A 14,795-nucleotide genomic window follows, 5' to 3' on the forward strand; every position below is an offset into this window, starting at 1 on the left:
AAGCCCGCCGACAACTCGGCCGTCAAGGGCCTGCTCTACCGGACCGGCTACTCGGGCAACACCGGCGCGTTCTTCGCGACCAGCACCTTCGGCAGTGGTCGCGTCGCCTTCTGGGGCGACAGTTCGCCGATCGACGACGGCACCGGCCAGTCCGGCAACACGCTGTACGACGGCTGGAACGACACCGGCGCCACCAACGCGGCGCTCGCCCTGAACGCCACCGAATGGCTCGCCGGTGCGAGCGGCACCGGTGGCGGCGGAGGCGGTGGCGGCACCTGCACGGCCGCGCAGCTGCTCGCCAACCCCGGCTTCGAGTCCGCAAGCTCGTCCTGGACCGCGAGCAGCGGCGTGATCACCACCGACACCGGTGAGGCCGCCCGCACCGGCTCCTACAAGGCCTGGCTGGACGGATACGGATCAGCCCACACCGACACGCTCTCCCAGGCGGTGACCATCCCGTCCGGCTGCTCCGCCACCCTCAGCTTCTACCTCCACGTGGACACGGCCGAGACGACCACCAGCACGGCGTACGACACCCTCAAGGCCCAGGTCCTCAACAGCAGCGGCACGGTCCTGTCGACCCTGGCCACGTACTCGAACCTGAACGCGGCGTCGGGGTACACCCAGCGCACCTTCAGCCTCGGCACCGCCTACGCCGGGCAGACGGTCACCATCAAGTTCACCGGCACCGAAGGCTCCACGCTCCAGACGTCGTTCGTCATCGACGACACCGCGCTCAATGTGAGCTGAACACGGGAGGAGCGGGCCCGGATCGATCCGGACCCGCCCCTCGGCCTGTCCCGCCCTATGTCGCCGGGACCGTCCTCTCCGGCGTGTTCCACCCGGACACCCGTACCCCTGGCACGGATCCGCGCAGGTCGGCCGTCCGGTACGTGGCCGTCAGAGTCGTCGACTCGCCGGGCCACAGGCTGACCTGATTGTCGGACCACTGTACCGGCAGTACCGGCTTGCCCTTCGCGTCCACGAGGTGCACATCGGTGAGGAGCGACGGTGTCTTCCCGCTCCCGGTGTTCCGTACGGTGACCGTCGTCGTGGACGTTCCGTCCGGGCCGGAAGAAGTCGACGCCGTCGCCGAAACCGGCACCTGCGCCATCGAGGTGAGCCCCTTGAGGTCCGCATAGCTCGTCGTCGGCGTGTAATACCAGTCGGTCTTGGACCAGTCGAGCGTGTCCGGTTTGGTGGACAGCCAGTAGACGTTGCGGCTCACCTCCTGGCCTTTGGAGTCGGTGAGGATGAGGCGTGCGAGATACGTCGTCGACAACCCGCTGACCGATGACGGCACCGTGAGCGCGGCGCTGCGCGCTCCGTCCCCGCCCACTGTCACGTCCTTCGTCGTCTTCTCGTACTTCTGCGCACCGTCGGTGTTGAAGAGCGTGACCCGGGCTGTCAGGCCGGACGCTGACGCGTGCCGGTTGTTCACCACCACGACCGAACGGTTGTCGTACGAGTACTGGATGTGCAGCGGCTCATTGGCCTTCTTGGCGCCGAAGTAGGCGCCGCCCTGGTCGAGATAACGGTCCATCAACTGCCAGTGCAGTGACGTCCATCCGCTGTTGAACATCCAGTAGATGACACCCGTCGAGGGCTTCGAGGTGTCGGTGGCGTTGCGCCCGTATGCCTCGTACTGTGCGCGCACGTTCTCGTACTGGGCGAGCTGTGCCTTGCGCACGTAGTCCGTGAGGCCGGTCGGTGCGCCGTAGCGGCCGGTCAGGGCGGCGTCGTAGATCTTGAGGGTGTCGAAGGTCGACGACGGCGAGCGGTGGTACTGCTTGGCGCCCGGATTCTTCCAGAGGGTGTCGAGATCGGCGGGGGACATCATCCGGCGCAGGGTGTCGAGCGTGGGGATGTCGGGGCCCGCGCTGGTCTCGGAGTTGAAGCCGGTGGCGCCGCCCTCGCGCTTGGCGTACCAGTAGTTCGGCGGGATCCAGTCGTAGGGACCGGTCATCTTCATGCCCGAACTGCCGGACTGCGGAGAGGATTTGTCGGAGGCGGCGGCGACCACCGGGGTCGGCCAGTCGGCGGCCTTCAGCGCGTCGAGATAGTTCTTCTCGATCGTGGCGTCCGGCGCGAAGTCGCTGCCGATCAGGAACGAGATGACGCTCGGGTGATCCCGCAGGCGCGCGGCCTCGGCGGCCATCGAGGCCTTGGCGACGGGATAGTCGGCGGCGGTCCACTTGTCGCCCCGCTCGCTGCCGTTGACGTTCCCCTCCCACTTGTCGCAGCACTCCCAGCCGGGAAGCGTGAGGATGCCGTACCGGTCGGCGAGGTCGAAGAACTCGTCGGGCTCGATGTGCCCTTCCAGGCGGATGGCGTTGAGACCCAGGTCGAGCGCGTATTTCAGCCGGTCCTCGACGTACCTCCGGTCCCAGCGCAGGAACTCGTCCGGCGACCATCCGCCGCCCTTGATCAGCAGCCGCCGGCCGTTGATGCTGTACTGCCGGGCGCCGTCGGAGTTGAGCGGCGCCTTCACGTCGCGGATACCGAAGTCCTCGTGCGCGGTGTCCGAGGGGGTGCCGGCGACGGAGGCGGTCAGGTCGAGGCCGTACAGGGGCTGTCCGCCCATGCCCGTGGGCCACCACACCTTCGGCGATGTCAGGTGCAGGCCGGGGGAGTCGGCCGGGGTGAAGGTGACCGCCTTCGTCTCGTGCGCGGCGAGCGCGACGGTCTTGCTGAAGGACGCCGACCCGATGGTGCCGGAGACCGTGGCCGAGACGGCGGCGCCCGTCTCGTTGCGCGCCTTCGCCTTGACCGTGAGGTCCGCGGCGGCGAGCGACGGGATGTCGAGCTTGGTCACCACGTGCGCGTCGCGCAGCGCGACCGGGCCGCCCCGGCGCACGAGGACGTCGCGGACGATGCCCATGTTCTCGTCGGGCGGCGGTTGCAGCCAGTCGATCCAGCCCATGGTGAGGTTCTTGATGGGCACGTTGGGATGGATCCGGAAGGCGACCGTGTTGGTGCCCGCTCGCACCAGTGAGGTGATGTCGAGTTCGTGGTGCGTGTACGCGCCCGCCACATCGGCGGCTTTGGCGACCTGCTTGCCGTTGACGTAGACGTCGGCCGCCGAGATGACCCCGCTGAAGTCCAGGTAGCTGCGCTCGGAGGTGTCGGTGACCGTGAAGTCCGAGCGGTACCACCAGGGCACGGCGAAGTCGGCCTTCGGGATCTTCTGCTGGTTGGTGGAGTAGAACGGGTCCGCGAACTTCCCCTGCGCGAGCAGAGCCGCGAGGACCGTGGAGCGCGAGCCCGCCGGATACCAGCCGCTCGCGGGATAGCCGGGACTCGAGACGTCCGCCGCCGGGTCGCTCACCTCGGCGGTCGACTGGATCGCGTACCCGGCGAGTGCGGTGGTGCTGCCCGGTGCGGAAGCCACCGCGGTGACGCGGCCCCGCTGCGCGGTGGCCGGCCCGGCGTCATGGACGCCGGCCCACGCGCTCGTGGAAAGGGCGCACAGGAGGCCCAGGGCGACGGCGGGCGTGGCGAGGCGCCGTCTTGAGGCAGGACGGTGGAACACGGTGGTCTCCTTGGGGGGTGGGGGAGCATCCGCGCTTCGACACTGCAGGTTTGCAAGCTTCGATAATGTAAGTTAGGAAACTTTACTAACTTGGCCCACACAAGCTAGGCGGCTGGGAAAGTCATGTCAATCACCGCAGGGAGCACGCTCCACTCGGCAGGGCGGGTGCGCTCAGGAAGCCGACCGCCGCTCGAACACCACATCACGTGCTGTCCCCAGTGCCGTCGCGACTGCCCCGAGCAGCACCGCGTCCTCACCCAGTCGGCTGGGTACGACTTTCGGACGCAACGGCGTAAGGGTGCGCAGGGTCTCGCGCACGGGCCGCAGCAGCAGATCGACGCTGTGGCCCACCCCGCCACCCAGGACGACCAGATCGGGGTCGAGCACCGCGGCGGCCGCCGCCACCGTGTGCGCGATCCGCTCGCCCTCCAACCGAACCGCCTGGACCGCGGCGGCATGGCCCTCGCGCGCCGCGTCGAAGACGGCCTTCGCGGTGAGCTGCCCGGTCATGCCGAAGTGCCGTGCCGCCTCGACGACGGCCACCCCGGACACCGCGTCCTCCAGCGTCTCCGGCTTCTGCTGCCCCGGCCACGGCAGGAATCCGATTTCCCCGGCCCCGCCGTGCGCCCCGGTGAACAGCCGGCCCTCGCTGACGACACCCATGCCGAGACCGGTGCCGATCATGATGTACGTGAACAGGCGGCTGCCCGCGCCGACTCCGTAGGTGTACTCGCCCAGCGCCGCCAGGTTGGCGTCGTTGTGCACCTCCAGCGGGATGCCCAGCTTCTCGCGCATCCGGTCGAACAGGCCCGCGCGGCCCCACCCGGGCAGATGCATCGAGTACCGCACCCGGCGCTGCTTCTCGTCGTACACGCCCGGCGTACCGACCACCGCGTGGGCCACCTCGTCCGCCTCGACGCCGGAGTTGGCGACCACCTGATGGGCCGTGGCGACCACCAGGTCGGCCATGGCGCCCGAGCTGCGGGCCCGGTTGCGCACGTCGGCCCGCGCCACCACCGCGCCGTCCAGATCGGCGACGGCCACGCGCAGCCAGCTGCGGCCGATGTCGATGCCGAGCGCGTAGCCGGCCGCGGGGTCGGGGGCGTACAGGACCGCCACCCTGCCGCGCTCCGGCGCGTGGGTGCCGACCTCGTGGACCAGTCCCGCGTCCTCCAGGGCGGCGAGCGCGCTGGAGACCGTGGGCTTGGACAGTCCCGTCTCGCGGGCGAGTTGGGCGCGCGAGGCGGCGCCGACCGTGCGCAACCGGTCGAGGAGCAGTCGCTCGTTGGTGCTGCGCAGCCGCCGCCGGTTCCAGGGCTGATCCGGCTGCTCTGTGGCGTCGCTGGCGGGCATCGCACCATTCTCACGCATTCATGACACCCTCTTGACGCATCTAGTAAGGCTCCTTAACTTTATCGCCCAGTCAGCCTCGCCGGGCGAGCCAAGGGGAGCCCAGCGCCGGCCGGTCACCCGCCGCTCTTGTTCCGTCGGCCGCCATTGAGGTCGGCCGTCACTTCGTACCTCTCCCCGCGTCTTGCTTCAGGAGGAACCATGTCCGGTAGCCCGCCACCCGAGGGCGGTTTCGTCCGCCGCGTCGGCCTGTTCCAGGCCACCGCCATCAACATGAGCCAGATGTGCGGCATCGGGCCGTTCGTGACGATCCCGCTGATGGTCGCCGCGTTCGGCGGCCCGCAGGCGGTCATCGGCTTCCTCGCCGGGGCCCTGCTGGCCCTCGCGGACGGGCTCGTCTGGGCCGAGCTCGGGGCGTCGATGCCCGGCTCCGGCGGCAGTTACGTCTATCTGCGCCAGGCCTTCCAGTACCGCACCGGGCGGCTGATGCCCTTCCTGTTCGTCTGGACGGCCATGCTGTTCATCCCGCTGATCATGTCCACCGGCGTGGTCGGCTTCGTCCAGTACCTGGGCTACCTGGCCCCCGACATGGGCAAGACCACGGGGGACCTCATCGGACTGGGCATGGTCGCCCTCGTGGTGATTCTGCTGTGGCGCGGCATCGAGCACATCGCGCGGATCACCGCTGTGATGTGGGCGGTCATGATCACCTCGGTCGTCCTGGTGATCCTCGCCGCCGCCACCGACTTCAGCGCGCACCTGGCCTTCACCTATCCGGCGCACGCCTTCGAGCTGACCAGCAGCCACTTCTGGATCGGCTTCGCCGCGGGCCTGACCATCGGCATCTACGACTACCTCGGCTACAACACCACCGCGTACATGGGCGCCGAGATCAAGGACCCGGGCCGTACGCTGCCGCGCTCCATCATCTTCTCCATCCTCGGCATCATGGCGATCTACCTGCTGCTGCAGATCGGCACGCTCGGCGTCATCGACTGGCAGCGGATGACCGACCCCGGCGACATCGCCTCCACGTCCGTGGCCTCCGCGGTCCTGGAGAAGACCTGGGGCAAGGGTGCCGCCGACACGGTCACGGTCCTCATCCTCATCACCGCGTTCGCCTCGGTCTTCACCGGCCTGCTCGGCGGTTCGCGCGTCCCGTACGACGCCGCCCGTGACCGCGTCTTCTTCCGCCCGTACGCCAAGCTCCACCCCGAACACCGCTTCCCGATGCTGGGCCTGGCCACCATGGGCGTCATCACGGCGATCGGCTTCCTCATCGGCCGCCACACCGACCTCGCCACGCTCATCCAGCTGCTCACCACCGTCATGGTGATCGTCCAGGCACTGGCCCAGATCGTCGCCCTGTCGGTGCTGCGTCGGCGGCAACCGGAACTGCGCCGCCCGTACAAGATGTGGCTCTATCCCGTGCCGAGCTTCCTCGCCCTCGCGGGCTGGCTCACCATCTACGGATACGCGGACAAGAACTCCCCGGGACGCCACCCCATCGAATGGTCCCTGGCCTGGGTCGCCCTCGGCTGTGTCGCCTACGTCATCTGGGCGCGCCTGGAGAAGGTGTGGCCGTTCGGACCGAAGGAGATCACCGAGGAGTACCTTCCCGCGCCGACGCCGGACGCGGAACCCGCGGAGGCGTAAGGGACGGGCGCCCGCCCTCCTTGGGCCCGCTTCAGGGCTTGGCGGGCAGCCAGCCGGTGGCGGCCACGACCTCACGCGCGATGTCGATCACCGCGCGGTCGTCGGTCGCCACCCGCACGGTGTCCGCGGGCGCCCACGCGTCCAACAGCCGTGCCTTGTAGGCGCTGTTCTTCAGCTCCCGCTCCAACTCGGAGCCGATTTCGCGCCCCTTGAGCCGATGGGCGATCGTCTCGTCCGTGGCTGTCAGCAGCACCCGTACCAGCCGTACGTCCGCTCCCATCGCCCGCTCGAACAGGCCCGCCGACTCGGCGAGCACGCTCACGGTGTTGGTGTAGACGAGACGCCGGTGGCCCAGCTCGGCGAAGTTGCCCCAGACCGCCCGGAGGTTGCGCTCGGTGACCGCGGCGCGGTGCGGGTCGCCCTCCGGCGCCGGATGCACCTGCCCCATGAAGTCGCCCTCGATCACCGCGTGAGCGACCTCCGCGACCCGCAGCCGCGCAGAAACCTCCCAGCCCACCGTGGACTTGCCCACACCGGCGCGTCCGCCGATGAGCAGTACCTCCGCGTGAGTACCGGAGCGCCGCGTCACCAGCGGTGCCCGTCGCTCGCTGCTTCGCCGCCGTCGAGATGGCTCCAGGTGCGCAGGACGACCTCCCGGCCCTTCGCCTCTCGACGGACCGGATCTTCGTCGGTCAGCACGAACCCGGCCGCCTTGGCGACCGCCTCGCTCGCCGCGTTCCCGTCCTCGATGCACAGCACCACGCGCCGCGGCCCGGCACGACGCTTCGCGAAGTGCACCGCGAGCCGCACCGCGCGGGTCGCGAGCCCCCGCCCCCGGTAGGCCGGACCCACTCCATACGCGAGTTCGACGTCCCGCGCGTCCGCCGCGCTGCGGAACAGCAGGATCTCACCCTGCGGCCGCCCGCCGTCCGTGGTGATGGCCAGCTGCACCGTCTGCCGCTCGGCGGCCTTCTGCTCGGCGGCCGCGAGATACACCCGCGCCGCCTCGGCGTCGAACGGCGACGGGACCGGTGTCCAGCGGTCGATCTCGGGATCGTCGTAAAGCGCGACGAGGTCCGCCACGTCGTCGGCGCACCACTCGCGCAGCTGAAGTCCCAGCCCTTCGATGTGCAGCGGCCTCGGGAAGTCGAACATCGGTTGAACGTCCATCAGTTGATCCTGCCGCGCCGGACAGGTGCCGGCCAAGAGGCCCCCGCGAGATACGGGCTCGGCTTAGGCCCCCGCGAGATACGGGCTCGGCTTACCTGCGCACCGCACCGCCGCGCGGATCTCGTCCGCCGGATCTCCCCGGTGGTACGGCCGTTCCGAGGGCTCGATACCGTCCAGGAACTCCTGATAGCGGAGCGCGTACGTGAGATGGGCGAGCGGCTCGGCGAGCGCGAGGGCGCGCGCCGGGTCGGCGGCGGGCAACCGCGCCCTCCACGCGTCGATCCAGGCACGGGCGGCCTGCGCACGGCGCGACTCGGGGAGGAAGTCCTGCACGCGCAGTCCGTCCAGGACCGGGTTGCCCCAATGGGCGTCGGCGAAGTCCACGACCACGGGCGTCCCGCCGTCACTGCGCCAGTTGCCGGGGTGGAAGTCGCCGTGCACAAGCGTGTCGGGCAGCCCGCACTCGGTGAGAAGGTCCCAGCGATTCATCAACTCCCTTGCGGACGTGAGCTCTTGACACTTCAGCTCCCGCGCGACCGGTCCGTCCAGCAGCTCGCGGAGCTGAGCGGTGAGAACCGGCGCACGCCAGTCCCTGATGCCTGACGGACGCCCCGAATCTCGCCCCGCGAGCGCCGCCTGCGCCGCCACGAAGCGCTCCGTGACGGCGGCGACCGTGTCGGACGAGGCGCCCCAGCAGTCCTCGCCGGGGATGTGCTCCATCAGCAAGCGGTACTCGCCGGAACCGAGGAGCGTCGCGACCAGACCGGGGTCGACCCGCGCGAAGGCCCCGACGACCGTGGCCTCGTCGGCCGCGAAATGCGGTGTCGCCTTGAGCCAGACCGCGCCCCGCACGGTGGGCAGGCGGAAGAGCCCGGCCAGGTTCCACGTCCGGCGCTGCTCGACCCGACCGGTCACCGGCCGTCCGGCCGACGCCAGCGTGTCGGTCGCCCAGCCGAGGAGTTCGCGCAGACCGTCGGCGCGCGCCCACGGCGAGCGGAACACCTCGTGGCCGTTCAACAGGCCCTGATCGACGGGCCGTCGATCAAGCGCACCGGGCGCCGGCCGCTCCAACGCCTCGACGTGGTAGGTCACATGACCGTCCCGTCCACCCGCACCGCCGTCGACATCGACGAGACGCAGGACCAGCACCGGTACGCCGAGCAGCCCCTCCAGTCGTCCGACGACCGGCTCCACCTCGGACCACCAAGGGATGTCCACGGGGAAGGGTCCTGCGACACCCAGGAAGTCCTCGCCCGAGGTCACCCATGCGCTCACGGTTCGGCTCACGGCGCCAGTGTGGGCGGCGACGGAGGTCTCTGGCGAGCGAATATCCGGGCCTGGCCGAGTGGGTTGCTCTATAGGACTGACGGCGCTACCGTCCAGTAAGTTGTTCCACGGGGCAGCAGGACAGGCGCACGCAACAGGTGCAGGCAACAGATGCAGGCAACAGATGCAGGCAACAGATGCAGGCAACAGAGCACGGACACAGGTAACACGGCACAGACGCAGGACTCACTGGAACCCGCTGAGCGTGAGGAGCCGATGGGCGTGGCCGACACCGGACGAGAGACCTGGCAGACCTCCGCGTGCATCCTCTGCGAGTGCAACTGCGGAATCGAAGTCCAGCTGGACGGGCGGCGGTTGGCCCGCATCCGCGGCGACAAGTTGCACCCCTCGTCGGCGGGCTACACCTGCGAGAAGGCGCTGCGCCTCGACCACTACCAGAACGGCCGCCACCGGCTCACCTCACCGCTGCGCCGCCGCGCCGACGGGACGTACGAGGAGATCGACTGGGACACCGCGCTCGACGAGATCGCCGAACGCCTCACGGCCGTGCGCGACGAGCACGGCGGCGAGAAGATCTTCTTCTATGGTGCCGGGGGCCAGGGCAACCATCTCGGGGGCCTGCACACCAAGGCACTCCAAACGGCTCTCGACAGCTCCTACTTCTCCAACGCGCTCGCCCAGGAGAAGACCGGCGAGATGTGGGTCGACGCCAAGCTCTACGGCGGCCACACCAAGGGCGACTTCGAACACAGTGAAGTGGTCGTCTTCCTCGGCAAGAACCCCTGGCAGTCGCACAGCTTCCCGCGGGCCCGGCCTACCCTGCGTGCCCTCGCCAAGGACCCAGACCGTTCGTTGATCGTCCTCGACCCGCGGCGCAGCGAGACCGCCGCGCTGGCCGACCATCACCTCCAGGTGCGGCCGGGCACGGACGCGTGGTGTCTGGCCGCCCTGCTCGCCGTCATCGTCCAGGAGGGCCTGTACGACGCCGAGTTCATCGAGGCGCACACGACGGGGGCCGGCCCGGTGCTCGCCGCGCTGGCCGACGTGCCGGTGTCGGAGTACGCGACCCGCTGCGGAGTGGACGAGGAACTGCTGCGGGCCGCGGCGCGACGCATCGGGACAGCCGCGAGCGTCACGACGTACGAGGATCTGGGCGTGCAGCAGGCACCGCACAGCACCCTGGTGTCGTATCTGAACAAGCTGGTGTGGATCCTGACAGGGAACTTCGGGCGACCCGGCACGATGTACCTGCACTCCGCGTTCGCCGCACTCGCCGGCGGCAGTGGGAAGTCCGGCCGTGGGCGCCGCACTCCGGTCACCGGGGCGAAGATCATCTCGGGGCTGGTGCCGTGCAATTCCATCGCCGAGGAGATCCTCACCGATCACCCCGACCGGTTCCGGGCGATGTGGATCGAGAGCGCCAACCCGGCGCACTCGCTGGCCGATTCACGCGCTTTCGCCGAGGCGCTGGACGCGCTCGACCTGGTGGTCGTCGTCGATGTTGCGCTCACCGAGACCGCTCGGCGTGCCGACTATGTGCTGCCCGCGGCCAGCCAGTTCGAGAAGTGGGAGGCGACCTTCTTCAACACCGAGTTCCCGCACAACGCCTTCCAGCTCCGCCCGCCCGTCCTCGACCCGCTCCCCGGCACCCTCCCGGAACCCGAGATCTACGCCCGGCTGCTGCGCCGCCTGGGCGCCGCCGACGAGAAGCTCCTGGCCACCCTCACCAAGGCGGCCCACGCTTCGCGCACCGCCTTCGGCCGGGCCTTCTTCGCCGTCCTCGGGGAGGACCCGGCCCTCATCGGCCTCGCCCCGTACCTGCTGTACGAGACGCTGGGCACCGCACTCCCGGAGGGGCGGCGTGCCACCGCGCCGGTGTGGGGGCTGGCCCAGTTGTGCGCGATGGCGTACCCGGACGCCGTGCGCCGCGCCGGGTTCGCCGATGGGGATGCCCTTTTCGACGCGATCGTGGAGACGCCCTCCGGGGTCACCTTCACGGTCGACGCGTGGGACGACGTATGGCACTACGTGCGCCGCCCGGATCGCCGCTTCACGGTGGAGATTCCTGAACTGATCGAGAAGCTGGGGGAGTTGGGAGATGTGGGGAACCCCCTCACGAGTGAAGAGTACCCGCTGGTGCTCTCGGCGGGCGAGCGCCGCTCCTTCACCGCCAACACCATCTACCGTGACCCGGCCTGGCGTCGCCGCGACGCGGAAGGCGCCCTGCGCGTCAGCCGGGCCGACGCCGACCGCCTCGGTCTGACCACCGGCTCCACGGCCCGCCTGCACACCGAACGCGGCAGCGCCGACGTGGTCGTCGAGGTGAACGACATGATGCGCGAGGGGCACATCTCCCTGCCCAACGGCCTCGGCGTCGATCACCCCGACCACGGCGTCGTGGGCGTCGCCCCGAACGACCTCACCTCCCTCCACCACCGCGACTGGCTGGCCGGAACGCCCTGGCACAAGCACGTTCCGGCGCGTCTGGAGGCGACCGCGGACGCTCTGCGCGGCCGGTAGGCAAGGTCGGCGCTGCGGCGGCTTCCCTCTGCATGCCGAGAAATTCCGTCGAGCCGGTTCCAGGACGCCCCCAGGAGGCCGCTGCGGCCGTCCGGGGTTGCCTCCCGTTTGACATGCAGGTAATTGCCTGCATAACGTCGAGTGTGCGATCAGACAGCGACTCCGGAATGAACCAGGTCTTCAAGGCACTGGCCGACGAGACGCGAAGGAGGCTGCTCGACCGGCTGCACGAGCACAACGGTCAAACGCTCGGGGAGCTGTGCGAGCACATCGACATGACACGTCAGTCGGTGACGCAGCACCTTGCCGTCCTGGAGGCCGCCAACCTGGTCAGCGTCGTGCGGCGGGGGCGGGAGAAACTGCACTACCTCAATCCTGTGCCGCTCCACGACATCCAGGAGCGGTGGATCGACAAGTTCGAGCGCCCGCGCCTGCGCGCGCTGAGCGCCCTGAAACGAAGAGCCGAGGAATCCATGACCGACAGGCCGAATTTCGTGTACGTCATCTACATCCAGAGCACAGCCGAGAAGGTCTGGGACGCGCTCACCGACGCCGACCTGACCGCCGCGTACTGGGGCCACAGCAATGTCTCCGACTGGCAGCCGGGCTCCCGTTGGGAACACCGGCGCACGGACGGTTCGGGTATCGCCGATGTCGTCGGCACCGTCGTGGAGAGCGAGCGGCCGACCCGCCTCGTGACCACGTGGGCCGCTCCCGAGGACGAGGGGCAGGAGGACAAGTACTCCCGCGTCACCTTTGACATCGAGCCGCACGCCGACATCGTCCGGCTGACGGTGACTCACGAGGACCTGCCCGACGAGGGCGCGCTCAGTGACGTCAGTTCCGGCTGGCCGGCGGTGCTGTCCAACCTGAAGTCCGTGCTCGAGACCGGCACTCCGCTGCCGCAGGAGCCGTGGCTGGTGCCGAACCGCTGAGGGGCGGGAGCGATGCGCGGGATCCGAGCGGGCACGAACGGGTCGGCCCGCCCAGGGCGGACCGGCCCGCGGACTGCTTCCGCTTGTTTCCGCTTCCTTCGGCTGTCGGACCTACGCCCGAGAGGTGCTCTTCGTCGCCGTCGCCGCGCACAACGCCCCCAGCACCACGGCCAGTGCGCCGATGATGATGCTGTTGATCACGACTCCGGCATCCGGGCTGGTGCCGACAATCCATGGTGAGATGATCATCCACGCGCCCATCGCGCAGATGGCCCAGCTCAGGCCGTACATCCTCTCCGGCGTGACGGTGAATCCGAGGGCCAGCAGGGATATCGCGATGCCCATGATCAGGTTGTGGGTCCCCAGGGCGGGCTGGCTTGTCGTGTAGTGAAGTATCCACGGGGACACAGCGCAGTACAGGCCCAGCAGGAACACCGGCCCGTCCACGAGTGCCACATCGCGACCACCGAGCATGCGGTCATACCGAGCCCGCATTTCGGATGCATCGGGGTGGGTGGTGATGTCACCCCTGTGCGAGACGTTGGCCATGACTCGTCTCCTTCGTTCTCTTTCGACCCCGCGGCCCAACCGCTTCTGGTGCGGTATGCGGTAAGCGCCGCGTACATACATTCTGCGCTTATTTCTTCTTTATGTGTAGGGCTGACGGGCCCGAAGGGGCGGGAGAGACGCACTCAGTGGCTCTGGGCGGCCGGGGAGGGGACCCCGGAGGTGAGGGGCGTTCTCAGGGTGCGATGAGCAGGCGGGCGATGGCGCGCCGGGCACGCGTGGGCGCGAGCGGATCACGGTGCAGCTGGATGGACTGATTGGCCGCCAGGGCAATGCCGTTGAGCTCGAAGATGAGCTGGTCCGTATCGGTGCGCTCCGGGAGCTCGCGATTGTCCACCGCGGTGTTCAGCTCCGACGCCACGTACGCCGACCACGCGGAGAGCGCCTCGAGCACCGCGTCGCGGACCGGGCCTGGTCGGCCGTCGAACTCGCTCGCCACCGAGGTGAGGAAGCAGCCCCCGTGGCCTTCGTCCTCGGCCATGTAATCGATCCACTCGCCGAAAACGCGTGCCAGCCGTTCCGCTCCGGGCCTGGCGCCCATGGCGCGGGCCGGCACCCGTAGCCGGAACCGCTCGACCGCGGCGTCCAGCACGGCGAGTTGCAGCCTTTCCTTGCTGCCGAAGTGACCGATCACCCCGGCCTTGCTCATCTCCAGATCGGTCGCGAGCCGACCGATGGTGAGCCCTTCGAGCCCCTCGGTGGACGCCAGTGCGAGGGCGCTCTCGATGATCCGGTCGCGGGTGGCGGCGGCTTCGGCAACGGACTTGCGCGGGCTCATACCACCAGTTTAACCTAACGACCGTTCGCTATTAACGCACGATCGTTCGTTATCTAAAGGCGGACCTGGGCACAGTGCCGTGCCGATGCCCGGGCGGCATCCATCGGTGCGTGAGGGGACTCATCGTGAAGATCCACCACCTGAACTGCGGTTCCATGCGGACAATCGACACCGAGGAGGGGAGCCTGCCCGCGGTCTGTCACTGCCTGCTCGTCGAGACGGACCGTGACGGACTCGTCCTGGTCGAGAGCGGCCTCGGTACGGCCGATGTGGCCCGGCCCGAGGAGAGCCTCGGCACGGAATTCCTCGGCCGGGCGCAGCCCGTCCTCGACCTGGGGGAGACCGCACTGCACCAGGTCGCCGGACTCGGATTCCGGCCCGAGGACGTCCGGCACATCGTGCTCAGCCACCTCGATCTCGACCACGCGGGAGGCCTCGCCGACTTCCCCTGGGCCAAGGTCCATCTGAGCGAGGCCGAACACCGCGCGGCGATGGCGGCACCCGGTGCCCACCCCGAGGACCGCGTCCGCTACCGCCCGGCCCAGTGGGCGCACCGGCCGCACTGGGTGACGTACGCGCAGCCGCAGGGCGAGCCCTGGTGCGGATTCGACGCGGTCCGCCCACTCGAGGGCCTGGGCGCCGAGATCATGCTCGTCCCGCTCGGCGGCCACACCCGCGGACACAGCGCGATAGCCGTCGAGGACTCCGGCCGTTGGCTCCTGCACTGCGGCGACGCCTACTACTTCCACCGCGAGATCGATCCCGACCGTCCCCAGGGCCATCCCGGGATGGACATCCTCCAGCAGATCACCGAGGTGGACCGGCCGCTGCGACTCGCCAACCATGCCCGTCTGCGGGAACTGGTGCGTCTGCACGGCGACGAAATCGACGTCTTCAGCGCGCACGACCCCTGGGAACTGGCGCGGTACGCGGGTGGTGGCCCGGCCGGGTCCTGATCACGCCGCCTTGAATTGAGCAGAGGGTCCTGACCGCGTCGCAC

11 protein-coding genes and 1 pseudogene are annotated in these 14,795 nt (G+C 69.3%); 5 read left to right on the plus strand and 7 right to left on the minus strand.

Annotated elements, in window-relative coordinates; all coding sequences use genetic code 11:
• Nucleotides 1-750 (plus strand): annotated as a pseudogene (locus tag ACIBK0_RS41410) (hydrolase); the annotation flags it as partial.
• 55 nt (nucleotides 751-805) lie between these two features.
• On the opposite strand, the gene ACIBK0_RS41415 reads toward ACIBK0_RS41410, so the two are convergent.
• The gene (locus ACIBK0_RS41415) at nucleotides 806-3,532 is read right to left on the minus strand and encodes a glycosyl hydrolase 2 galactose-binding domain-containing protein (protein ID WP_399092155.1); all 2,727 of its coding nucleotides are present in this window, start codon (nucleotides 3,530-3,532) and stop codon (nucleotides 806-808) included.
• Nucleotides 3,533-3,703: 171 nt separating this feature from the next.
• Entirely contained in the window at nucleotides 3,704-4,885 is a 1,182-nt protein-coding gene (locus ACIBK0_RS41420; RefSeq protein WP_399092158.1) for an ROK family protein, read from the minus strand.
• A 198-nt stretch (nucleotides 4,886-5,083) separates the two neighbouring features.
• Here ACIBK0_RS41420 and ACIBK0_RS41425 point away from each other — a divergent pair, with 198 nt between their 5' ends.
• Nucleotides 5,084-6,538: an APC family permease gene (locus ACIBK0_RS41425; RefSeq protein WP_399092161.1), complete on the plus strand. Its 1,455-nt coding sequence runs from the start codon at nucleotides 5,084-5,086 to the stop codon at nucleotides 6,536-6,538.
• Between the two features lie 31 nt (nucleotides 6,539-6,569).
• Here ACIBK0_RS41425 and ACIBK0_RS41430 read toward each other — a convergent pair whose 3' ends face one another.
• From ACIBK0_RS41430 to ACIBK0_RS41440, 3 genes are all read right to left on the minus strand, one after another.
• On the minus strand, nucleotides 6,570-7,127 hold the full coding sequence (locus tag ACIBK0_RS41430) for a hypothetical protein (protein WP_399092164.1): 558 nt from the start codon (nucleotides 7,125-7,127) through the stop codon (nucleotides 6,570-6,572).
• Nucleotides 7,124-7,708, minus strand: coding sequence for a GNAT family N-acetyltransferase (locus ACIBK0_RS41435; RefSeq protein ID WP_399092167.1), 585 nt, complete (start codon nucleotides 7,706-7,708; stop codon nucleotides 7,124-7,126). Before ACIBK0_RS41435 ends, ACIBK0_RS41430 begins: the two co-directional genes overlap by 4 nt.
• 63 nt (nucleotides 7,709-7,771) lie before the next feature.
• Nucleotides 7,772-8,995, minus strand: a complete 1,224-nt coding sequence (locus ACIBK0_RS41440; protein WP_399092170.1) for an aminoglycoside phosphotransferase family protein — start codon at nucleotides 8,993-8,995, stop codon at nucleotides 7,772-7,774.
• A 261-nt stretch (nucleotides 8,996-9,256) separates the two neighbouring features.
• Between ACIBK0_RS41440 and ACIBK0_RS41445 the strand changes: the two genes are divergently transcribed.
• Together ACIBK0_RS41445 and ACIBK0_RS41450 are read left to right on the plus strand one after the other, a co-directional pair.
• Nucleotides 9,257-11,515, plus strand: coding sequence for a molybdopterin-dependent oxidoreductase (locus ACIBK0_RS41445; RefSeq protein WP_399092173.1), 2,259 nt, complete (start codon nucleotides 9,257-9,259; stop codon nucleotides 11,513-11,515).
• 167 nt (nucleotides 11,516-11,682) lie between these two features.
• The gene (locus tag ACIBK0_RS41450) at nucleotides 11,683-12,450 is read left to right on the plus strand and encodes an ArsR/SmtB family transcription factor (RefSeq protein ID WP_399092380.1); all 768 of its coding nucleotides are present in this window, start codon (nucleotides 11,683-11,685) and stop codon (nucleotides 12,448-12,450) included.
• A 111-nt stretch (nucleotides 12,451-12,561) separates the two neighbouring features.
• Here the strand turns inward: ACIBK0_RS41450 and ACIBK0_RS41455 are convergent, their stop codons facing one another.
• Both ACIBK0_RS41455 and ACIBK0_RS41460 read right to left on the minus strand, forming a co-directional pair.
• A complete protein-coding gene (locus ACIBK0_RS41455) occupies nucleotides 12,562-12,999 on the minus strand; it encodes an SPW repeat protein (protein WP_399092176.1) in 438 nt (145 codons plus the stop codon).
• 193 nt (nucleotides 13,000-13,192) lie between these two features.
• Nucleotides 13,193-13,795, minus strand: a complete 603-nt coding sequence (locus ACIBK0_RS41460) for a TetR/AcrR family transcriptional regulator (protein WP_399092179.1) — start codon at nucleotides 13,793-13,795, stop codon at nucleotides 13,193-13,195.
• Between the two features lie 110 nt (nucleotides 13,796-13,905).
• On the opposite strand from ACIBK0_RS41460, the gene ACIBK0_RS41465 reads away from it, so the two are divergent.
• The gene (locus tag ACIBK0_RS41465) at nucleotides 13,906-14,751 is read left to right on the plus strand and encodes an MBL fold metallo-hydrolase (protein ID WP_399092181.1); all 846 of its coding nucleotides are present in this window, start codon (nucleotides 13,906-13,908) and stop codon (nucleotides 14,749-14,751) included.
• Nucleotides 14,752-14,795 lie beyond the last annotated feature (44 nt).

Source organism: Streptomyces sp. NPDC050564 (assembly GCF_044457265.1).
Taxonomy (GTDB): Bacteria; Actinomycetota; Actinomycetes; order Streptomycetales; family Streptomycetaceae; genus Streptomyces.

Bases quoted from the DNA above. Each gene is read 5' to 3' on its own strand.
- ACIBK0_RS41420 (WP_399092158.1), bottom strand. From the start codon at position 4,885: ATGCCCGCCAGCGACGCCACAGAGCAGCCGGATCAGCCCTGGAACCGG.
- ACIBK0_RS41425 (WP_399092161.1), top strand. From the start codon at position 5,084: ATGTCCGGTAGCCCGCCACCCGAGGGCGGTTTCGTCCGCCGCGTCGGC.
- ACIBK0_RS41435 (WP_399092167.1), bottom strand. From the start codon at position 7,708: ATGGACGTTCAACCGATGTTCGACTTCCCGAGGCCGCTGCACATCGAA.
- ACIBK0_RS41450 (WP_399092380.1), top strand. From the start codon at position 11,683: ATGAACCAGGTCTTCAAGGCACTGGCCGACGAGACGCGAAGGAGGCTG.
- ACIBK0_RS41455 (WP_399092176.1), bottom strand. From the start codon at position 12,999: ATGGCCAACGTCTCGCACAGGGGTGACATCACCACCCACCCCGATGCA.
- ACIBK0_RS41460 (WP_399092179.1), bottom strand. From the start codon at position 13,795: ATGAGCCCGCGCAAGTCCGTTGCCGAAGCCGCCGCCACCCGCGACCGG.